The 20,679-nt window shown below is 61.1% G+C and carries 21 protein-coding genes and 3 pseudogenes; 9 read left to right on the forward strand and 15 right to left on the reverse strand.

Features of this window, described 5'->3' with window-relative positions; all coding sequences use genetic code 11:
- Nucleotides 1–14: 14 nt before the first annotated feature.
- The 4 genes from tkt to BX604_RS25310 form a co-directional block, all read right to left on the reverse strand.
- Nucleotides 15–2,090 carry a transketolase gene (gene tkt, locus BX604_RS25295; RefSeq protein WP_098553549.1) on the reverse strand — a complete coding sequence of 692 codons (2,076 nt, stop codon included), beginning with the start codon at nt 2,088–2,090 and terminating at the stop codon, nt 15–17.
- Between the two features lie 81 nt (nt 2,091–2,171).
- Nucleotides 2,172–2,957, reverse strand: a complete 786-nt coding sequence (locus BX604_RS25300; protein WP_012328528.1) for a PRC-barrel domain-containing protein — start codon at nt 2,955–2,957, stop codon at nt 2,172–2,174.
- Between the two features lie 350 nt (nt 2,958–3,307).
- Complete coding sequence (locus BX604_RS25305; RefSeq protein ID WP_098554042.1) at nt 3,308–3,625, reverse strand: hypothetical protein; 318 nt, start codon at nt 3,623–3,625, stop codon at nt 3,308–3,310.
- A gap of 79 nt (nt 3,626–3,704) precedes the next feature.
- Entirely contained in the window at nt 3,705–4,193 is a 489-nt protein-coding gene (locus tag BX604_RS25310; protein ID WP_098553550.1) for a Spy/CpxP family protein refolding chaperone, read from the reverse strand.
- 316 nt (nt 4,194–4,509) lie between these two features.
- Between BX604_RS25310 and BX604_RS39925 the strand changes: the two genes are divergently transcribed.
- The gene (locus BX604_RS39925; RefSeq protein ID WP_098553551.1) at nt 4,510–4,692 is read left to right on the forward strand and encodes a hypothetical protein; all 183 of its coding nucleotides are present in this window, start codon (nt 4,510–4,512) and stop codon (nt 4,690–4,692) included.
- A 243-nt stretch (nt 4,693–4,935) separates the two neighbouring features.
- Here the strand turns inward: BX604_RS39925 and BX604_RS25320 are convergent, their stop codons facing one another.
- The 3 genes from BX604_RS25320 to BX604_RS25330 all read right to left on the reverse strand — a co-directional run bounded on the left by BX604_RS25320 (nt 4,936) and on the right by BX604_RS25330 (nt 7,844).
- Nucleotides 4,936–5,655 carry a Crp/Fnr family transcriptional regulator gene (locus tag BX604_RS25320; protein WP_012328517.1) on the reverse strand — a complete coding sequence of 240 codons (720 nt, stop codon included), beginning with the start codon at nt 5,653–5,655 and terminating at the stop codon, nt 4,936–4,938.
- 446 nt (nt 5,656–6,101) lie between these two features.
- On the reverse strand, nt 6,102–6,920 hold the full coding sequence (locus tag BX604_RS25325; protein WP_098553552.1) for a PRC-barrel domain-containing protein: 819 nt from the start codon (nt 6,918–6,920) through the stop codon (nt 6,102–6,104).
- A 492-nt stretch (nt 6,921–7,412) separates the two neighbouring features.
- Complete coding sequence (locus BX604_RS25330) at nt 7,413–7,844, reverse strand: carboxypeptidase regulatory-like domain-containing protein (RefSeq protein ID WP_257146422.1); 432 nt, start codon at nt 7,842–7,844, stop codon at nt 7,413–7,415.
- Nucleotides 7,845–8,360: 516 nt separating this feature from the next.
- On the opposite strand from BX604_RS25330, the gene BX604_RS25335 reads away from it, so the two are divergent.
- Both BX604_RS25335 and BX604_RS25340 read left to right on the forward strand, forming a co-directional pair.
- Complete coding sequence (locus tag BX604_RS25335; RefSeq protein WP_098553554.1) at nt 8,361–8,579, forward strand: hypothetical protein; 219 nt, start codon at nt 8,361–8,363, stop codon at nt 8,577–8,579.
- Nucleotides 8,580–8,667: 88 nt separating this feature from the next.
- A pseudogene (locus BX604_RS25340) lies at nt 8,668–9,720 on the forward strand (IS256 family transposase); the annotation flags it as partial.
- A gap of 34 nt (nt 9,721–9,754) precedes the next feature.
- Here the strand turns inward: BX604_RS25340 and BX604_RS25345 are convergent.
- Complete coding sequence (locus BX604_RS25345) at nt 9,755–10,990, reverse strand: IS110 family transposase (protein ID WP_098553556.1); 1,236 nt, start codon at nt 10,988–10,990, stop codon at nt 9,755–9,757.
- Nucleotides 10,991–11,225: 235 nt separating this feature from the next.
- Here BX604_RS25345 and BX604_RS25355 point away from each other — a divergent pair.
- Nucleotides 11,226–11,447: pseudogene (locus tag BX604_RS25355) on the forward strand (transposase); the annotation flags it as partial.
- Between the two features lie 235 nt (nt 11,448–11,682).
- On the opposite strand, the gene BX604_RS38590 reads toward BX604_RS25355, so the two are convergent.
- Both BX604_RS38590 and BX604_RS25360 read right to left on the reverse strand, forming a co-directional pair.
- Complete coding sequence (locus tag BX604_RS38590; protein WP_143748109.1) at nt 11,683–12,054, reverse strand: hypothetical protein; 372 nt, start codon at nt 12,052–12,054, stop codon at nt 11,683–11,685.
- A 52-nt stretch (nt 12,055–12,106) separates the two neighbouring features.
- A complete protein-coding gene (locus tag BX604_RS25360; RefSeq protein ID WP_098554043.1) occupies nt 12,107–12,793 on the reverse strand; it encodes a Crp/Fnr family transcriptional regulator in 687 nt (228 codons plus the stop codon).
- Between the two features lie 516 nt (nt 12,794–13,309).
- On the opposite strand from BX604_RS25360, the gene BX604_RS25365 reads away from it, so the two are divergent.
- Nucleotides 13,310–13,648: a hypothetical protein gene (locus BX604_RS25365; protein ID WP_098553557.1), complete on the forward strand. Its 339-nt coding sequence runs from the start codon at nt 13,310–13,312 to the stop codon at nt 13,646–13,648.
- Between the two features lie 874 nt (nt 13,649–14,522).
- On the forward strand, nt 14,523–14,948 hold the full coding sequence (locus BX604_RS25370) for a PRC-barrel domain-containing protein (RefSeq protein ID WP_098553558.1): 426 nt from the start codon (nt 14,523–14,525) through the stop codon (nt 14,946–14,948).
- 363 nt (nt 14,949–15,311) lie between these two features.
- Here BX604_RS25370 and BX604_RS25375 read toward each other — a convergent pair whose 3' ends face one another.
- On the reverse strand, nt 15,312–15,536 hold the full coding sequence (locus BX604_RS25375) for a hypothetical protein (RefSeq protein ID WP_373562436.1): 225 nt from the start codon (nt 15,534–15,536) through the stop codon (nt 15,312–15,314).
- A gap of 316 nt (nt 15,537–15,852) precedes the next feature.
- Nucleotides 15,853–16,098 carry a helix-turn-helix domain-containing protein gene (locus BX604_RS25380; protein WP_098553559.1) on the reverse strand — a complete coding sequence of 82 codons (246 nt, stop codon included), beginning with the start codon at nt 16,096–16,098 and terminating at the stop codon, nt 15,853–15,855.
- A 661-nt stretch (nt 16,099–16,759) separates the two neighbouring features.
- Here BX604_RS25380 and BX604_RS25390 point away from each other — a divergent pair.
- Nucleotides 16,760–17,278 carry a 3'-5' exoribonuclease gene (locus tag BX604_RS25390; protein WP_098553561.1) on the forward strand — a complete coding sequence of 173 codons (519 nt, stop codon included), beginning with the start codon at nt 16,760–16,762 and terminating at the stop codon, nt 17,276–17,278.
- Between the two features lie 80 nt (nt 17,279–17,358).
- Here the strand turns inward: BX604_RS25390 and BX604_RS25395 are convergent, their stop codons facing one another.
- Nucleotides 17,359–18,258, reverse strand: a complete 900-nt coding sequence (locus BX604_RS25395; RefSeq protein WP_257146423.1) for a tyrosine-type recombinase/integrase — start codon at nt 18,256–18,258, stop codon at nt 17,359–17,361.
- Here BX604_RS25395 and BX604_RS40020 point away from each other — a divergent pair.
- Nucleotides 18,257–18,499, forward strand: coding sequence for a hypothetical protein (locus BX604_RS40020; protein ID WP_098553562.1), 243 nt, complete (start codon nt 18,257–18,259; stop codon nt 18,497–18,499). The genes BX604_RS25395 and BX604_RS40020 overlap by 2 nt on opposite strands.
- A gap of 47 nt (nt 18,500–18,546) precedes the next feature.
- Here the strand turns inward: BX604_RS40020 and BX604_RS25405 are convergent, their stop codons facing one another.
- Nucleotides 18,547–18,846 carry an H-NS histone family protein gene (locus BX604_RS25405; RefSeq protein WP_098553563.1) on the reverse strand — a complete coding sequence of 100 codons (300 nt, stop codon included), beginning with the start codon at nt 18,844–18,846 and terminating at the stop codon, nt 18,547–18,549.
- 193 nt (nt 18,847–19,039) lie between these two features.
- On the opposite strand from BX604_RS25405, the gene BX604_RS38600 reads away from it, so the two are divergent.
- Nucleotides 19,040–19,747, forward strand: a complete 708-nt coding sequence (locus BX604_RS38600) for an HNH endonuclease signature motif containing protein (protein WP_143748110.1) — start codon at nt 19,040–19,042, stop codon at nt 19,745–19,747.
- A gap of 267 nt (nt 19,748–20,014) precedes the next feature.
- Here BX604_RS38600 and BX604_RS25410 read toward each other — a convergent pair.
- Nucleotides 20,015–20,569: pseudogene (locus BX604_RS25410) on the reverse strand (poly-beta-hydroxybutyrate polymerase); the annotation flags it as partial.
- Nucleotides 20,570–20,679 lie beyond the last annotated feature (110 nt).

A 20,679-nucleotide genomic window follows, 5' to 3' on the forward strand; every position in this document is an offset into this window, starting at 1 on the left:
GGGCCGCCCAACGGTCACGCGAGCAGTTTCAGTGCGCGGTCGCAGACGTTCTCGACCGTGAAGCCGAAATCGCGCATCAGCTCGGCGCCCGGCGCCGACGCGCCGAAACCCGCAATGCCGAGTACGTCGCCACGATCGCCGACATAGCGGTGCCAGCCTTGCGACACGCCCGCTTCGATCGCCAGCCGCGCACCGACCGACTTCGGCAGCACGGCGTCCTGATACGACTGGGGCTGAGCGTCGAACAATCTCCAGCAGGGCAGCGACACCACCCGAACCGCCACGCCGCGCGCGAGCAACTCGGCGTGCGCTGCCAGCGCGAGCCCGACTTCCGAGCCTGTCGCGATCAGGATCAGCGCGGGGCGACCGTCGGGGGCATCGGCGAGCACGTAGCCGCCGCGCCGCAAGCCCTCTGCCGGCGCGAACCGGAGGCGATCGATGGTCGGCACGTCCTGGCGGGTCAGGATCAGCGCGGTCGGCCGTTCTCGCGCTTCGAGCGCCACGCGCCACGCGACGGCCGTTTCGTTGGCATCGGCCGGTCGAATCACCAGCAGGCCTGGGACCGCGCGCAGGCCGGCAAGCTGTTCCATCGGCTGATGCGTCGCACCATCCTCGCCGACGGCGAGGCTGTCGTGCGTGAACACGTAGATCACCTGCAGACGCATCAATGCGGCGAGCCGGATCGGTGGACGCATGTAGTCCGAAAAGATCAGGAAGGTCGCACCGAACGGCAGGATGCCGCCGTGGGCCGCCAGGCCGTTCAGGATCGCGCCCATTGCATGCTCGCGCACGCCGAAATGCAGATTGCGGCCGCTGCGGCTCCAGCCGCCGCCGTCGGAACCTTGCCGGTCGAGCGCGTTCATGTCGGCGGCCTCGAAATCGCCGTGCCCGGTCAGCGCGGTGAAGGTGGAGGGATTCAGATCGGCGGAGCCGCCGATGAGCGACGGGACGCGGGGGGCGAGGGCGTTCAGCACCTTGCCGGATGCGACCCGCGTCGCCATGCCTTTCGGATCGGCCGGAAAGACCGGGATATCGCGGTCCCAACTGTCGGGCAGCGCGCCGCGCACCGAGCTCAGCAGCATCTCCGCCAGCTCGGGAAACACGCGCGCATAGGCTGCGAACAAGGTGTTCCAGTGCGCTTCCCGTATTTGCCCCTCCGCCAGCGCCCGGCGAAAATGCGCGAGCGCCGGTGCGGGGATATGAAACGCGGGATCGGGCGGCCAGCCGAGGTTGTGCTTGGTCAGGCGCACCTCGGCATTGCCGAGCGGCGATCCGTGAGCCTGGTAGGTGTCTTGCCGGTTGGGCGAGCCGTAGCCGAGATGTGTGCGCACGAGGATCAACGACGGACGCCGCTGCTCGGCACGTGCGGCGAGCAGCGCTGCGTCGATGGCGGCAAGGTCGTTGCCGTCGTCGACCGTTTCCGTATGCCAGCCGTAGGCGTCGAACCGTTGCGCGCGATCTTCGGTGAAGGTGATCGCGGTGCCGGCGGATAGCGTGACGCGATTGTCGTCGTACAGGCAGATCAGCTTGCCGAGCCGGAGATGGCCGGCAAGCGATGCGGCCTCCGCCGCGACGCCTTCCATCAGGTCGCCGTCGCTGACGAGTGCATAGGTGTGGTGATCCACGATCTCGAAACCGGGGCGGTTGTAGCACGCGGCGAGCCGCGTTTCCGCCATCGCCATGCCGACGGCGTTGGCGAGGCCCTGGCCGAGCGGGCCGGTGGTCGTCTCGACGCCCGGCGTGAGGCCACGCTCCGGATGGCCGGGCGTGAGGCTGCCCGATTGCCGGAAGCGGACGATCTGATCGAGCGGCAGGTCGTAACCGGTGAGGTGAAGCAGGCTGTACAGCAGCATCGAACCATGTCCGGCCGACAGGATGAAGCGATCGCGATCGAGCCACGCCGGATTGGCGGGGTGATGCTTGAGATGGCGCATCCATAGCGCATAGGCCATCGGTGCGGCGCCGAGCGGCAAGCCTGGATGTCCGCTCGCTGCTTTCTGCACGGCATCGATTGACAGGAAGCGCAGCGTATTGATGCAGAGCGCATCGAGTGCCGAACCTTCGGTTGTCGGGAAATCGGTTGAGGTCATGCAGCTGCTCCCTGGCGTCCTGTCACGCGATATCCCGCATGGAAGGGTAGTTGCGTTGGCTACCCGTTGCGCGGGTCAGCGTTATCGGTCTCCGTGCCAATAGCCGTGCTTGCCGTAGAACTCGTGCAACTCGATCTCGTAGCTGCGATGAACGAGCTGCGAGTCGTCGTATGGCGGGCTCTGGCGGATCGCGGCGCGCGTGAGCGTGGTCGATACCGTTTCCGTGGGCCAGTCCACCTGGTCGAGCCAGTGAGTCGCGATCAGCACTTCCTTGCCGGTCGACCACCAGCTCGACGTGTCGATTGCCAGATAGCGGATCACCCAGGCTTCATCGTCGTAAATGAAGTCGGACACGTGACCGATATGTCCGTCCTTGGCTTCGAGCCGATATCCGTCGACCTCGCCGGTGCTGCGCAGATGCGTATCCGCCGCTGCGCCGGCCGGCGCGGTGTGCGGGAGAAGCGGATCGCCCGCGTCGGCGTCCTGCGACGGCCCGGCGGGATCGAAAGCAGGGTATGCGCCCATTCCCCAAAGGTTCGGGCCGCCCCAGTAGGTCGGGTAGTTGTAGTAACGCAGGTACTCGATCTCGTGCTGGCGCGATACCGGCTTGTGCGTGTCCACATTCGGACTGTCCCTCACCTGCTGTTGCGTGAGGCTGACGTATAGCGTGCGGGTCTCGGGATCGGCATGCGTGACGGAATATGGCGAGACCAGCACTTGCCTGTCGTGCAGCCAGTCGCCCGTCTCGACGACGAGGTAACGGATGCACCAGTTGCCATCGTCGAAGTAGGCTTGGTGGACGTGGCCGATATCGCCGTCCTTCGCTCGAACCGTGTCTCCGTGCAACCTTCGAATGCTTCGCAACATGATGTCCTCGCCAGAGCGATGCCCGGCACGTCGGTGATCCGGCTGGCCTGGCCGCCGTGCGGTGGTATCCAGCCGTTCGTCCGCCGATGCGGAGCAATTCCTGCCGATCGCATCCCCTCGGATGGCCGGCATGGTTGAAACGCTACACGCGCTGAATGGCCGATGCGGTACGAAACCGTACAAAGCATGCAGCCGCTCGAGCACGGGGGTGATCCATCCGGCGGCGGCCCGTCCTTCCCGATATGTCGCGGAACATTCTCTCGGTCTTCGTCGTCAGGATCGCGAAGCAGTTAGGATCAACACGTCGACGGGCTGCCGGGCGACCGAGGCTGCCGGATTCGGTTCGTGTCTCAGCGCAGCCGCAGCGGCATGAACAGCGAGATGCCCGGTGCCGGTACCGGCGCGTAAACCATCGGAGGCGCGCCATACGCATACTCCTCGTCGCCGTCATAACCGTCGTGGCCACCGTTCCGGTAATGGCCGTAGTGACGACCATCCTGATGTGTCATGCGCGCGTGATTGCCCTGGTCCAAACCGTGATTCATTCTCTCCGCATGCAACGGCGGTGCGGCGAAAAGGCAGCCGATCGCGACTATCAGGCCGACGAGTCGCATGCCCGATCTCGCCGCCATTGTGGTTCGACGTGCATGTCCGATAGAAACGTCCATCATGTTCTCCTGTGTACGGATCCGGAATCCGCTGGTCAGTGACTGCCATCGACAGCCGGTATCGGCGGACGGTCCGGAACTATTGTTTCTTGATCAGGTGGTGGTCGTTGCCACGGAAAATCGCATCCGCGTTCTGCTTTTGCGTATTGGACATGCTGTCGTACAGCGGCTGAAATGCCGTGGTCAGCTTTTTGACGCCATCGGCGTGCACGTTGGCGACATCGCCATAGGAGTGGAGATCGTCCATCGCGCTCATGCTGCTCGCATGATCGCTACGGATCTTCCTGAGCGTTTCCATCGCTTTCGCGTTGTCCCGCATCGCCTGCGCGACTGGCTGCCACAGGGATTCCTGGCCGGGTGTGATGCCAAGTCGCTGGTGCAGGCTCTTGATGCGCCCGTCGACCGACTTTTGTGCGGCCACGGTCATGACGTGGGGCGGTGACCGATCCGGTGCGGGTCCGGCGGCCTTCGAGAGTTGGGGGAAGACGGCTGCGCCGAGGGCGACTGTCGCCGCCAGGGAGAACGCGTAGCCAATCTTTCGGGGGGCGGCGAGGCGAGCGGGTGTCATGGCGGATCCTGATGAAATTTCTGAAGGAGTCGACGTGCCGCGACTCACTCGGTCGACGGAAAATTCGGCGCGGTAGCTTAGGTATGCGCGGGACGCGTGGCTCAGTCTGTCCGATGCCGGACGGTTTGCCGGTGCGCGTGGCTCGTCTCCCGATGCGCGGCGCTTCGCGGTGGCTCGCGATCCGCGTCCAGCGGCATTTTCAAATCGGGCCTATGCTGGGGTCGTAATCGGCGGGATTCCACGCTGACTGGCCGTCGATACGCCGGTCAGTCGAAGCGGCCAGCCTCGTCCGACACTCAGCGCCACGGAGGCGGTTATGCGCAGCAGGTATCGAGAGCAGCATACGAACGGCGGCAAGAGCGAACGCAATGTCGACGAGGCAGTCGAGGGGACATTCCCCGCCAGCGATCCACCGTCGGTCGGCGGTGTCACCAGGATGATTTCCCGCCCGGCCCATCGAAAGCATCACCGGAAGGTGTCGCACGTCAAGCACCGTTAGCGCGGGTTGCACGGCGCGGCGCGGGGCCGCGCCCTGCGTGACCGCGATCCATCGAGTCGTCGCCGGTATTCAGCGATATCGCTGATCGCGGAAGTAACGATCGTGGCGATGGCGCGCCGATGTTCCCGGTATACAGGGTAGCCGGATGAGACGATGTCACGGAGATATCGGGTCGCTTCCACGCCTTCGCGTGGCGCCAGGGGCACGTGCGGGAAAGGCCGGTACGATGCGGCGTAGTAGCGGCTAGAGTCGCTTCAGATCGGGAAGCAGGCGATCGAATTCGCGTTTGACCACGCTGTAGCATTCGCACACGCGTTTTTCGAGCCCAGGGCGATCCAGCACCTCGATATGGCCGTAGTTGTAGCGGATGAGGCCCGCGTCCTGCAGCTTCAATGCCGCTTCGGTCACGCCCGACCTGCGCACGCCCAGCATGTTGGCGATCAGTTCCTGCGTCATGCGCAGCTGGTTCGAAGGCAGGCGGTCGAGGCTGAGCAGCAGCCAGCGGCAAAGTTGCTGGTCGATCGAGTGATGCCGGTTGCACACCGCGGTCTGGGCCATCTGCGTGATGAGCGCCTGGGTATAGCGCAACAACAGGCGCTGCATCGCATTGCCGCGCCGGAATTCTTCTTTCAGGATACGCGCGTCGAGCCGGTAGGCCTGCCCCGCGCTTTGCACGACGGCGCGGCTCGGCGTCGTTTCGCCGCCCATGAACAGCGACACGCCGATCATGCCCTCATGGCCGACGATCGCGATTTCAGCGGATGAGCCATCCTCCATCACATACAGCAGCGACACGATCGACGTGGTCGGAAAATAGACGTGATGCATCTGGCCGCCCGACTCGTACAGCACGTTTCCCAACGGCATGTCGACAAGGGTCAGGTGGGGGGCGAGGTGAGCGCGTTCGTTTTCCGGCAGTGCGGCAAGCAGGTGATTTTCGGTAATGGGCGGGTTGTCCAGCATGCGTGGCTCCTGCGCTCGCGCCCGGCAGATGATGGAGAATCCGGCCGATATGGGCGCAGCGGGAATCAGCGGGACGAGACAACCATCATACTTTACCGATCCCACGACCGGACGGGATGGCGGCGCCAATGCGTCCTTTTTTCGATGAGTTCGGAATGACCGTTCGAATACGGATCTGCCTTCAAAAATTATAGTGTCGGCACATGTCTCATCAAGGTGCGCGCAATCACGCGCGCTCGATATGGAACCGATATTTCACTGCGCGGTTGACGGAAAATTCCCGGCCTTAAACGCGTGATGCAACGGCAGGCGCGGATTGACCCGTTCGATGAATTGCGCGGCCGAGATGACGGGCATGAACGCGGACACGTAACTTTTCCGATACGAACCGATAAAGCGTTCGGCATGGACGAGCCCGAGTGCCGCAGGGGATCATGCTGGCGGCATCAAAGCGTCTCGTGGGCAGTGGACGATTCGGCATTCAGCCAGTAGCCATGCTTGCCGTAAAACAGATGCAGCGCAATCTCGTCGCTTCGGTAGACGGGCTGCGAATCGTCGTATTCGGGACTCCGGCGAATCGAGTCGCGGTTGAGTGCAGTGGATACCGTTTCCGTGGCCCAGTTCACCCGGTCGAGCCAGTGCGTCGCGATCAGGAATTCCTTGTTGGTCAACCACCAGTTCCGCGTACTGATTGCGAGGTAGCGGATCACCCAGGCTTCATCGTCGTAGACGAAGTCAGACACGCGGCCGATGCGTCCGGCCGTGGCTTCGAGCCGATAGCCCCTGACGCTGCAGGTGCCGTGCAGATGCGTATCCGTCGGCGCATCGGCCGGCACATCGGCGGGCATTGTGAGGGGAGGGAGCGGATTACCGGCCTCGAGTTCTCGCGACAGGGTGCCAGAACGGGACGTAGGGCATGCATCCATGCCCCACCGGTTCGGGCCATCCCAGTAGCGCGGATAATGGTAGTAGCTCAGGTATTCGATCTCGTGTTGGCGGGATACCGGGTTGTGTGTGTCCAGATCCGGGCTGTCTCCCACTTGCTGGCGCGTGAGGTCGACATGCAGCGTGCTGGACCGGGAGTCGGTATGCTTGATGCAGTAGGGCGAGATGAGCACCTGCCTCTCGTGCAGCCAGTCCTCCGTCTTGACGACGAGGTAACGGATGCACCAGTCGTTGTCAAAGTAGGCTTGGTTGACGTGTCCGATGTCGCCGTCCTTTGCGCGGACCGCACTTCCGTGCAATGCCTTGGTGCTTCGTAACATGATGTTCTCTTCAGATCGATGCGCGGCATGCCGATGATCCGGCGGAATCGCGTGCCGTGCGGTGGCGTCCAGTCACTCGCCCGTGGACGAAGGGCGATTCGTGCCGATCCCGCTCATTCATGCGGTTCGCAGTCTGGCGCGGCGTCGTGACGAATATCCGGCATGCTTTACACGGTACCGGCAATGAACGATCGACGCGGTACGTAAGCGTACGGAGTGCGCGCCAATCAATTCAGGTCTGGGTGTCGAACCGACTCGAATGGAAAGGTCGAAGCGTTTCAAGCGCGGGCGCGTGACGCGGACGCGATGTGAAGCCGACGATGCAGGCATTCGACGATGCGGATTGTTTGCCGTGGCGCACTCGCAGTGCGGATTGCCGCTTCATCGGCGATTACAACGGGGCGCCGTGCCGGGCGGATAAATGTGGCCGTACCAGCTCAAGATGCCGTTGCACCGACAGCTGCCTGTGTGAAGAAGAGCGGGTTCCGATGCCTACGTGAACCAGATGAATGTATGACGCGCATGATGGGATGCCGAAATGTCCACGATGTATCGTTCGGATCGGCCGTTGTGGCTGGCGTTGATCACATAACGTCCGTTTCTCAGAATGGCCAGCATGAACGGGCCATCGGACGGAGTCTCCAGAACCGTATTTCCTTTCATATCCGTGATGGTCACCAGTACGTCGGACAAATATTCGTTCGCGCCTCGGGTGCGGCGCACGAAGGTGAGCACGAGAGCATAGTCGCGCATGACGCCCTTGATGGCGATCGATTGATCGAGTCCAATGCCGCCGGACAAATAGGTAACCTGGTCGATGTGCTGCATCGGGGGGAGGCCGCCGTCGGCCGCAGCTGGGGCGATTCCGGCTAACGTGGGGCCGAGAATGAGCGCGAGCATTAATAACGGTGCAGGTGTTTTCATCTGGGATCTCCTGGAGGATTCGGCAGGGAGTCGAGGTGTGGCGGACGGTCTGACTGACAGAGCCGACCCGCCTCTCACCAATGCGGTTATTCGTGCCGCATGTCTGTTCGGTGCCGGACGCTTGCTTTTCATCCGATTGCGTGCCGCCTGTTGTAGAAGGACTCGTTCGCATGCTCTGCGGAGGGTTCGCTTCGGGTACCGTCGCGCAAAGAGGGTTGCCGTTACGCCATGTGTTTCGGCTCCGACCGACGATCTATTGAAAGCCGCTCCCAATATAGGCCTGGCCGCGTTCTCCGGCGGGCGTGCCTGGACGGCGACATGCCGGGCGACCCGTCTTGCTGCGAGTCCTCTCCGTTCGGGGGCTAGCATGGCACCGCGTTCGACTATTGCATCTAGCCACCCGCGCGCATCTGAAGCGTATGGAGAAATACGTGCCCAATGTACGGTAGAGGGTAGAGCGATGCGATCCGGTGCCATAGGCTGTTCTTCGATCCAGGTGACGAACGGGGTGCTTCCATGGGCAACACGGAAATCGAGAGAGACCTGTGTTCTCTTGAGCGGCTCATCGCGCGCGTTACGCTCGGGGAGCCGGCTCCATTGGCCATCTGGAAAGCGCGGCTGGAATCGATTCTGGAGCGCGATGGCTTGGTTCCGGAGGAGCGCGCGCATCTCGTCAGCCTCATCGCGGTCCTTCTCATGCTGGAGCGTCGAGCGAGCAAGGCTACCGCACATTGAGCGCCTCTGGCGCGCCGGCTGACGCTGGTGTGACAGGGCCTGTCAGTAACTTCGTGTTCAAGGCATATGATGCTCCGAAGGAGGATGTATGCCTCGCAAACCGAAAGCCAAGCCGGTAGACCTGCCGACCATTCCCGCCGAGTTGCTTGAGCAATTCGGCAACGGCCCGATGACAGCCGATGCGATCAATGCTGCGACGCTGGCCCTCAAGAAGGCGCTGATCGAGCGGGCGCTGGGCGGCGAGATGAGTCACCATCTCGGCTACCCGCCAGGCGCTGCCAAGCCGGGCGCCGTGACCAACCAGCGCAATGGTTCGGGCGCCAAGACAGTCCTGACCGAGGACGGCCCGATCCGTATCGAGGTGCCTCGCGACCGCGACGGCAGCTTCGAGCCGCTGCTGATTCCCAAACACGAGGGATGCTTCACGGGCTTCGACGACAAGATCGTCGCCATGTATGCCCGGGGCATGACCGTGCGCGAGATCCAGGGGTTTCTGAAGGAACAATACGGCACCGAAGTCTCACCCGATTTCATCAGCTCGGTGACCGACGAGGTCATGGCCGAAGTGACCGCCTGGCAAGCCCGGCCGCTTGAGCCGATGTATCCGGTGGTGTTCTTTGACGCGCTGCGGGTCAAGATCCGCGAAGACGCCGTGGTGCGCAACAAGGCGATCTACCTCGCATTGGGCGTTCTGCCCGACGGCACGCGCGATATCCTCGGCTTGTGGATCGAAGGCACCGAAGGCGCCAAGTTCTGGATGAAGGTGTTCAACGATCTCAAGACACGCGGCGTCCACGACATCCTGGTCGCCGTGACCGACGGCCTCAAAGGCATGCCCGAGGCACTGGCTGCGGTGTTTCCCGCGACCACGCTGCAGACCTGCATCGTTCACCTGATCCGCAACAGCCTCGATTACGCCAGTTGGAAAGACCGTCGAGGATTAGCCGCCGTGATTCGGCCGATCTACACCGCGCCCAGCGCCGAAGCGGCTCAGGCAGAACTCGATGCCTTTGCCAACGGGCCATGGGGCCAGAGATTCCCGACGGTCAGCGCTGCATGGCGCAACGCCTGGGATCGTGTGATTCCGTTCTTCGCGTTTCCGCCGGCGGTTCGCAAGGTTATCTACACTACGGATGAAATTCACAAGCCCCGCCGTAGCGGACTTTGCTCGTTCTCTACACTCGCGTCTCCGGCCACCGAATCACGGCACTGTCCGATTTGGGGCGCGACTGCTTCCATCGGTTAAACAACCGCTGATACGTTCGCTCGGACTGCTCCGCCACAGCTCGCTCTTGCTGCCGAACACTCTTCAGACTGTAGGCGGCAGCTGAACCTTTGCGCGAGCCATGCAGTGCCGGCATTCCAGCCTGCAGTTCCAGCGCGCGCAACTTGTGTGCGGTCAACGCGGGACGGTCCCACGCGAACGGCTCGTCGCGTGTCAGCACATACCATACGATCACCGCTAGTTTGCGAGCAGTCGCAACGGCGACAACTTGTTGGCCGCGGCGATCGCGCACACGCAGGAAGAAGGCGCGCAGTGGCCCAGGCGCCTGCGTGGCGCCCCAGGCAGCTTCGACGAGCATCGCCCGCGCATAAGAACGGCCGCGCTTGGTGGTGTGGCCGTGCCTGGCCGGTGTTGGACCGGATTGATAGACCGACGGATTGAGCCCGAAGTAGCTCACCAGCTTCTCCGGATTCGGAAACCGCTTGATGTCGCCGATGGCCGATAGCAGTCCGATCGCCACCGTGGTGTTGACGCCGGTGATCGTCAGCATCACGCGCAATCGCGCGTCGTCGATGGTCGCTTGCGCGAGTGCTTGCTCCACCTCATGCAGATCCTCGCCGAGGCGGTCCAGTTCACGCAGTCGCTGCTCGACGCCAAGTCGTTCATCCAGCGGCAGCGGTTGAACGCCGAGCCGGGCACGCCCCTTCTTGCCAAACAGATCGGTGGCGGGACACCGCTCGATCAGATGTGCAATCAGGACCGCGTGAATCTCGTTCTTCAGTCGTGTACGTTGCCGCACCAACTGCGAGCGACGCGCGATCTGCCGACGCAATGCCAGCGTGCGCTCGTCCGGCATCCATACTTCCGGCAGAAAACCGCTCGCATACAGCTGCGCCAGTACGGCCGCATCGATCTTGTCCGTCTTGACGCGCGCTTCGGCGATCAGCCGAACCTGCAGCGGATTGGCAATCGCTACACGCGTGACATGCGGGCGCAAGACGTTGACGATGGCAGTGGTATTGCCAGTCGCTTCGAGTACCACATGATCGGTGGAACGCAGCTTTACCGCAAAGCGCTCCAGTTCGTCGCGCCGCAACCCGGTGCGGCCGCCTGCATGCAGTGTGCCATCCTCCAGGTATGCGATCTCGGCCACGGAGCGCGACACATCTAACCCTACGATTCGCATAACCGTCTCCCGCTTCAGATCACTGTTGGGAGCCGGTGGGACAGCACGACAACTACGGATTCGCGCTCGCAGCGCAACCGGGCGGGTCGCAGGGGCGGCCAACTACTAACACGAGCTCGCGGCTCATCGTATAGGAACGGCCTGCCCACCCGAAGTGCTCCCCAGTGCCCCATGTCCCGGATGGTCACACCATACGCTCAAACCGATCGGCGCGGGAACGCGAGGCACCGGCTGTATCATGCCGGTTACGAACGCCATCGAGAACATCAACTCGCAACTGCGCAAGATCATCAAGACCCGAGGGCACTTCCCGACCGACGAGGCGGCCACCAAGCTCATCTGGCTGGCACTGCGCAACATCACTGCCGATTGGGGGCGTGCTGCTCATGACTGGAAGACGGCGATGAACCAGTTCGCTATCCTCTACGAGGATCGATTCGTTCGACCATCCGTGTGAATCTCAACCCGCCTTGAACACGGAAATTCTGACACCCCCGTGAGACAAGCAGCTTTGCTGCGTATCGGGTTAGTGTAGTTGCGGAGGGCATTGGTGTCGGCAATTCGCGAGCTGCGCCGACATGCAGGGCCCGGCAGTCCCGCCGCCTGGCATTTGTACCCGGTACTCAGATCGACGCGCCACCCGTTGGCGCGATCAGGCCGACGCAGTGCTCGAACCGGTGCCGCGCATCGAGTCAGCCTGGCATATGCCACAGCGTTTCAGGTGCGCCGCGAATCGATGGCTCCACAACCCGACGAGAATTCGAAAAACCGAGATTGCCGACGGAGCGCACGGACTTCTTCTCGAGGATCGTCCGGTACCCGCAATCGAGCAGCGGCGACAGGCCGCAGCAAGCGAGCGTGCGCAACGACGATTCGCGCGGCGTCGATTGACGTTGTATCGATGCAGACGTAAGCCGGATGCGCGACACGATCCTCGGCTGGCTCACGCCAAGGCAACAGGCCATTGCTGGCATGCTGTCCAGGCGGACGATTTCGAGAGGACGGCGAGAGGCGCAGCAAGCAAGTTGACTCATGAAGAGCGACGAGCGGACCTTGCCGGCCATTCGTATGGAGCCCATGCAATGTCAATGGCAGGGCGGTTCGGCCACAAGCATTCTACTTGGCCAACAACAGCCGGTCGCTTTCCTTCTTGACCACCATGTAGCATTCGCACACGCGCCGCTCGAGGGCATTGCGGTCGACGACTTCGATCAGCCCGCGCGAATACCGGATAATGCCTTCTTCCTGCAACCGCTTCGCGGTTTCAGTCACGCTAGCCCTGCGCACGCCGAGCATGTCGGCAATCAGTTCTTGCGTCATCCTTACGTTGTGCGAATCCAGGCGGTCGAGACTTAGCAGCAGCCACCGGCAGAATTGCTGCGCGATGGAGTGGTGACGATTGCAGACGGCCGTCTGTGCCATCTGGGTGATAAGCGCCTGCGTGTAGCGTAGGAAGAGGCGCTGCAACGCGCCTCCACGCGCGAATTCGTCCTTTACGACCTTTCCGCTCAGGCGAAAGGCTTCGCCCGCGCTCTGGACGATGGCCCGGTTCGGCATTGTTTCGCCGCCCATGAATAACGCGACGCCCAACAACCCGTCGCGCCCGACTACGGCTATCTCCGCGGAAGAGCCGTTTTCCATGACATACAGCATCGAAATGATCGCGGTCGTGGGTAGATAGACATGGCTCAGGTGATCGCCTGATTCGTACACGACATGCCCGAGCGGTAGCGTAACCCACGACAAATGCGGCTCGATGCGCTTGAGCTCGTCCCGCGGTAGTTCGGTAAGCAGATCGTTCATGGCCGCGGCAGAATGGGGCGAGTCCTCGGGCTCCACCGATGCGACGGCCGCACCCGATCTGACTCTGTCGATACGCGCGAGGAGCCTCGCATGCTGCGCCGCCTGGGCCTCCCGGTTTTTCTCGGGGAGCAAGCTCGACAGCGACGTGCGCAGCGTGTCGTGGCCCAACGCATCCAGGATCTTGATCTTGGTCAGAATGCCGAGATCACTCTTGCCGTTGCGCCATGCCGAGATTTGCGCGCGCGTAAGCCCCAGGCTGTCGGCCAGTTGCGCGTCGCTGCCGAACTGCCCTTCGCGCTTCAGTTCATCGAACAGCTCACTCCAATCAAATCGCATGGTTTGATAGCCAGGTTTGTTGTCAAATGGATTTGACAACAAACCGGACCAATGAAAGAATACGGTGAGAGTTGGCATGTCAAATCCAAATGACACTTATAGCATAGGCGCCTTCCGTCGTGAAATAGCGTCCGTGCTCCGGGCATTCACGCCGCGCTCGTGCATTTCACGAGACCCTGCATGAGTGATCACCCGTCCTACATCCGTCTTCCCCTCTCGTTGTCCGACAGTGCTCTCGTCGTTGTGCCGCCCTCGTTGGACGATGACGAATTTGCTGCTCATCAGGTCGAGTTCATCAAGTGCGTCTTCAGCTACAGCGCCTATCTGCGCGAGCGTGAACGCGAAACGCCCGTCTCCGACTCCTTCCTCATTGCATTCGTGAGCCTTTTCGAGGCGATTGATGCGAATGCGCCCGAGGACGCACGCCGATGCGCGCTGCAACTGCAGCAAATTCTCCGCATGCTCGTCACGGGGCCCGACGGCATTTCGCTGGAACCGACCATACCGCCAGTAATTTAGATGGCCGGCCACGCTCCGCTGCCGTGTGCCGCGAGCAAGGTCGAACGCTTGGCGCGGTAGCGGACAGAAGGATCGTTCACACGACACTAGACTTCACATGCACTCAGACGGATCGATTGGCATCCGGATCGACGACTAGGCCCGGCCTCGAAGGTTGGCATGAGAGATTGCATGGGAGAGCGTCGACATGAATACCGAAGCACTGGCTGCCTGTTTGGCCCAGAGACGGGGGATGCGGAGGGAGGCGGCGCCTGCACCATTGCCGATGCCCGTGTTGGGGAGGAGATCTGCATGCTATTTTCAACCGACGCTTGAGACCACTCCGATGCCGCAAAAGGCGATTGGCGGCCGCATCCCGCGATGTGACCGCATCACAGCTGTTCCCTCATGGGTGTGCCAGCGTACTGACTCCCTGACTGCTCGAATATAGGGTAGTTTGACCTGATTGGGCCGCATGCCGCGACAGTTCGTATGTGTTCTCCAGTCGCATGCCCGGCGCGTCGACAGAACGCACGCAGCGCCGGACACCCTCGCCAGGGCATCTCGATGCGCGTTGTTCATACACCGCGCTTCAGATGTCATCTCGTAGATAGCAAGGGAAGCCGGGGCGACGAGCTCGGAGCAGGTACTGCCGGAAGCGAAGCGTAGTGCGATACGGCAACGACCCAGGCTGAGCATGTCCAGAAACCAGCACGCATGTCAGCACTAAACTCTCGAATCGAGCATGTCTTTCGGCCCGCATGACGGCGGCCGATTGCAGGCGAGGCGCGTTGCGCGCTTGCTCGAAACAGCGCCGAATCGGCGCGGGCTTCGCACCGTCACGTTGGCCGGCGACGCTCGCCGGTATTCCGCGCAATGAACACCGGAGCAGATCATGGCACTTGTTTCCAGCAGCAATCCACTGGCGAGCAACGGCAGCGGCGCCCGCATCATCGGTCGCGCAACCACCACGGGCGGGCCCGGTCCTGATGTCATGGCTGCTACCACGCTGACCGGCGACAAGGTTTTATCATCCGATGGTAAGGATATCGGGAAGGTCGTAGACATCATGCTCTACGTTGGCAGCGGCCGGATCGCGTACGCCGTGCTGTCGTGTGGCGGTTTCCTCGGGATAGGCGACAAACTATTTGCGGTGCCGTGGAGCGCGTTCACCCTCGATACCGACAAGAAATGCTTCCGGCTCGACGTAACAGAAGAACGGATGAAGAACGCATCCGGATTCGACAAGGACTATTGGCCTGCGGTGGCGGATTCGCAATGGGGAGAGCCGTTCCATATGGGCAATCCGCCGCCGATGTAGCGGCACGTCATGTGAGGCCCTGTTGGCGTCCCGCTGTGCGCGATGAGGGCTTACTCTTATCCCATGTTGATGGTGTTCTTCTTCTGTGATGCTATTCAGTCCAGGCGTACTGCTGTGTCGTCAACCTCAAGGTGTCCACGTGTCCTGAGTTACAGCCCCCCCCCCGGTAGATTACGGCAACTCTACTGCAGACGACTTCCTATTGATGGAATGCGTCCAAGCGGGGCGTTTCATTTCTGGCGCCGCAGCCGACCTTGAAACTCAAGGGCTACCATGTCAGCATCGTTGTTCATCATCTCCGCTCGCAGCAGCAAGCCGCCGGCAGGAACGGCCGCATCTTTCACCTCTGGCCCTTGAACTCGCCTAGTATCGCCGCGCGTACCCTTCCCGATACAGAGTCGCACCGATGGACGTCAGCAGGGCGATGTCGCCCTCGCCCAATGTATCCCATGTTCCGGCCAGCCATCCAGCAAAGCCTGTGCAGGCGTGGTCGAGGTCGACCATCGCTCTTCCTTCGGCATTCAGTTGTTCGAAAACAGTGATTACGTCGTGGGGAGTCATAAAGTTCTCCTGATGATTTTTCAGCATACACCCTCCCCAGTCCGGCGCCACCTAAATCGACCGACGCCATGTAATCTTCATTTCAGATTGTCGACGAGCGGTTTGCGCTAGGAAACTTCCTGGACATCGGGTCACGACTATTTAGCGGCGTGACTCGAGTGGATGCGTGTCTCGTTGATGTAAGCAAGCTCTTTATTCGAGTAGAGTCGGTGATGTCGCGCCGACGGCGATTGAGTTGCTTATCGCGGCCTTCTTCATCTGTGAGTTGGCGGAGTCGCAAGTCCGCAATCACTGTGTACGCTAGCGCGACAAAGATTGGCCTTGCACGCCAAACACTACTACCTTATAGACCAGAGCTTTTCAGAAGCTTTGATGGCGAAATATTCAGAGCGCCAGCGATTCGGATGAGGTTGAGGATGGTCAAATTGCGCTGGCCTCTTTCGATGCGGCCCATGTGACTTCGATCGATTCCGGTGAGAAGGGCAAGCGCTTCCTGCGAGACGCCAAACTCCAGCCGACGAGCACGGACCGCCGCGCCAATCGCGGCCAGATGTCCTGCGTCGTCCCGTTTGGCAGATACCCTTTGCATTCAATGATGGTCGCGGTATGATGCTCGTTTGGCCACGGCATTTACGACCCATTTTCTCGGGCGCGGCCAGTTTCTCTAGCTGCAAGGCATATGTTTTTGATTCAGGATGGGAACCGTCTACCGCTACAGTCGGCGATGGCCGGTGCAGCTGTGTGGGCTGTGATGGAACAGTGGACACCCGGCGACTTACTGGTTCTACGGGTGTCTGAAAAGCGAGCACGGGGGATTCCCTGCGTGATCTGGACGGATCTCACGTCCGGCGCGGCATCGCTGAAGCAGTTTCTCGACGGCAGTAATGTGCTGCGTGGAGCGGCAGTCGTGAGCACGCGCCGCGCGCGTCAGGTCGATGATTGGTATCTGGATCCTCTGAGCGAGATTCGGGTCGGAGCGACCGAACTTGGCGCGGACGATCGCACGTTGCTGACGGTGACGCAGTTCACGACGGTGACCGGCCGAAAGTTTTCAGTGCCGAGTGGTTTCGCTACGCGATATGCACGAGGAAGGCGAGTGTGGCAAGCGCGCCGGTCGCGCTCGGGCCCGCCACAATGACCGCGACAGCTTGCGTTGTTGGATGGACAGGCTCTGCGCGTAGTTCGAACTCTCGAAGAGACGTGGAAGGGTATGCAGGGGTTATGTGCCTCGATGCTCGAGGTGAGTAGCGATGACGAACACTCGCTTTCACGACGGACCGATCTGGTCGGTGCCGTCAAACGACCGCAGCAGTTGGGGAAACCGTTTCTTCATCGATATCGAGTTCACGGATTTCGAGGCACCCCAACTCATTAGTCTCGCCATCGTCGGGGAGAACGGGGCTGAATTCTACGGCGAATGCACGGACTACGATGCAACGCGCTGTAGTAACTTCGTTCGAGCCGTGGTGCTGCCGCAGTTGGGTCGATTCCGGGGGCGCGCGATGGCGTTCGATCAACTGCGTCAGGCTCTGCGGGCTTGGATCGTGGCTATCCCGCCAACCTCCAGGCCGGTGCTTTGCTACGAACTCCAGATGGACCTAGACCTGTTGCGATCGCTGTTGGATGACCCGTTCCCCGAGGGTTGGACGCTCAAGGATATCCGCGGCCAGGTCGATGCTCGGCGGCAAGCTGAGTACTTCGCACGACGCGGTGGTGAGCACCATGCATTGCATGATGCTCGAGCAAACGCATACGCTTACATCGGTTGAGTGCAACGCAGTCGAGGAAGCAGCAAGGCCGGCGGTAATTCCCCCGGCCATGCCGAGCCTACTTCGGACGTTTTGCGCGATTATCGGGCTACGCGGTCCGTATCTCGACGATGGGATCGGCGGGGCTGACGTTGGAATGCCGCGCTGACTTGACGCGCACGCTTTGCCTCCTCGCCGTGGAGATAGGTCGAGGTGGTTGCCACCGAGGCGTGACGCAGGTTGTCTCGCACGACCACCAATTCCACGCCGGCGTCCAGTGCGTGGGTGGCATGTGTAAGGCGTAGCCAGTGGGGGCTGGCATGCCGTAGCTTCTCTGCGAGCGCCGGATGACGGGTGTTTACGCGCTCAGCCGTCTCCCGAAAAAACTCACCTAACACTTGCCGCAACCGCGCCGAACTGATACCGGTACCGGCATGGCGTTCCCCGCGACGCTCCGTATTGAGGGCGGTGACCAACGGGGTGGAGGGATGCCAGCGGGTGCGCATGACAGGCAGACCCCGCACCTTCAGCGCGCGCCGCAGCGCGTCCCGCGCGAGCGGCGGCAGGGCCACGCGCCCCGACTTCGCCCCTTTTCCTGTTACCTGCAGCCATAACGCGCCGCGGGCGTCCGCCGTGATGTCGCCCAGCGTTGCGGCCACCAGTTCCTGCACGCGCAGGCCCGTCGCATAACCGAAATCCAGTACAAAACGCAGTCGCTCGGCGGCCGGTGCGGTCCAGCCAGTCCGCTCGAGCTGGTTAGCCGCAGCGCGCACGATCTTCCATTCGCGGCCAGTCAACGCCCGCCCGGTATCGAACGGTACACGGGCTGCGCCGCCGCGCACTGTCACGCCCGCAAACGGATTGAGCACGACGTAGTGCTGGTCAACGAGCCATCCGAAGAGGGCGCGCAGGACGGCCAGCGCATGGGCTGTTGATTTCCACCGAGTCTTAACCCACCGGGGATGCGGACAAAATCTTGGACTACTTTGGAGGTAGTCCATGTATTCATACGAAGACCGCCTTCGGGCGGTCGAGCTGTACCTGAAACTCGGCAAGCGCATCAAGGCCACGATCCGCCAGTTGGGTTACCCGACGAAAAATTCTCTCAAGGCGTGGTGTGAAGCATTCGAGAAGAGTGGCGATCTGTGCGGAGATGCGAGGGAAGTTGCAGGTCCAAATTGGTCACAACAGCTTGAATGCTCAACTACCTTAGCTGCGCAACTGCAGCATCGGTATTCCTAATGAAGTCAGCAAGGCTACGCAGTTGATGAAGCCGAAGATGGAACGCATTACTCTTGGATGAGGAAGCGGTTGCGGTTCTTCGCGTCTTTAATCCACGCTGGCGCCCGGCCGCGTCCCGACCAAGTTGCACCGGTCTTCGGATCGCGATACTTTGCCTCTACCGGGACCGATGACTTTTTGGTCATTCGACTTCGACGTGTCCCGAAGATGTCTTTTTCGCTAATTCCATACTCTGCGACCTTGGCGCGGATGTCATCAACGACAGCTTGGAACTCGGTTACTCGAGCGGCTTCCGTCTTCTCAGCGAGCGTCGCCATTTGAGCTTGCAATTCCTTGTACGTGGCCATGTATCCTCCTCTGGTTGTGTTAAGCCTATGATAGCTTGTCTAACGTGAAAGGGAAGCTTTTGGGCTTAGCATGGACATGCGTTTTCTCATAGAGATCCGTCTCTAGATGGGCAGCAGCACGATCAGTGCGTCGGTCATCAGTCATCGACGGATAGATTTGTTCATTGTACGTCTGCAGTTTTCGGAGAATTGAATGAGCCGTGTTCTTCGTCAAGAAGATTTTGTCCAATATAACGGGTTTTATGGTAAGCCGCTCTGCCGATCGGTAGTGTTTCATCTGTACGATGGAGAGTGTGCAACTTGTAGTTGTCGGGTCGAAGGGGAAAATTTTCACGTTGCTCATATAATTGCGCGAACCCATCCAGGTCTGATGAAGGAGTATTTTCCGTGTCTCGATGTCGATAATATTCTAAATCTTAAGCTATCTTGTCTGAAATGTAATATTAAGGAAAGTAATTTCATTGTGAATGCGCTTTTGTTGCAAGGGGCTTTCAATTATTCGGCGAGAGTGATTTCGTCTAGGCTCGATTCAGTTCTCGATAAATTGAAGGCTGTAGTTAGAAATATAGAAATGGATGGTTTGGATTCTAGAATATGTACTGACGTACTGTTTATTGAAGTGGACGAAATTAGAGGATTTGCGATTGATTGGTGCGGGGCTTGGATCGTGCCACGGGCTGAGCTTGAAGCACGTGCTGCCGAGGCGGTGAGGGATAAGCTTGGGAGCGATGGCGACAGTTGGGATGCATACCATGCCGTGGAAGAAGCCATCGCGCTACTTCGTAACTATCTGGAAATGAAAGGGAGCGGTAGCTTTTCGATTAGCTCGGACGGCAGCCTTATCTGGTTAAACGAAGCAAGAGCAATATTGTGTCCGGAAGAGGGGGCTGGGTCTATTTGAACCGCCCCGGGAATCGTGGAGGCCGGTTGGTTTAAGTTAATACAGGCACGTCAGCGGCATTTCTGAGTTGCCTGTCGTAGTTTGCCTCAGCCTCGACGGGCGGGGGTTGGGGGAAATGCCGCATTAGAGCGATCTAGAGTCACCGGACAACGCGGCGAACAGATCGATGTCGTCCCGGGACGCGGTGCGCGTGAGCGATGCGCTATCCCCGATCGCGAGCGTGCCGAACGGGCGGTTCGTCAGGCGTTCCTGATTGATGTCGGCCGCCTATTTCTGGAACACGTAGGTGCCCGGCGCGTCGCCAAGCACGGCGGCGTCGGGATCGCCCGCCCCAAGGGCCGGCGGCGGCCCGCGTTGGCCGTCGGAATGTTCGGCCAGCCACAGGTGCCAGGCGGACCACCACGATCCCTCCTGCACGGTCGCACGGTCCGCCCATTCGTCGGGCGACAGGTTCGGGTCCATCGCGCGCGTGGACTTGATCCGGTAGTGCCGGCCCGGATGCCCGGGTTCGCTGACGATACCGGCGTTGTGTCCCCCCGTCGTCAACACGAAGGTAACGCCGGTGTCCGTCAGGTAATGGATCTTGTAGACGGAATGCCAGGGCGCGACGTGATCCTGCTCGGTGCCCACCGCGAACACCGGCATCCGGAGGTTGAGCAGCGACACCGTGCGCCCGTCGACGACCAGGCGGTTGCACGCCAGGTCGTTGTCGAGAAACAGCTTGCGCAGATACTCGGCATGCATCCGGTACGGCATCCGGGTCGCGTCGGCGTTCCACGCCATCAGGTCGAATACCGGCGTGCGCTCGCCGAGCAGGTTGTCCGGCAACCGGCCGGCGAGCGTCGTACTCGCGGGTTGCGTGAATCGTCTGGCCATTTCTTGACGAGGATCAGCCCCGGAACGCGAGCAGCCGTTACCGTGGAAAAGGACCC

Source organism: Burkholderia sp. JKS000303 (assembly GCF_002563755.1).
GTDB classification, from domain to species: domain Bacteria; phylum Pseudomonadota; class Gammaproteobacteria; order Burkholderiales; family Burkholderiaceae; genus Burkholderia; species Burkholderia anthina_B.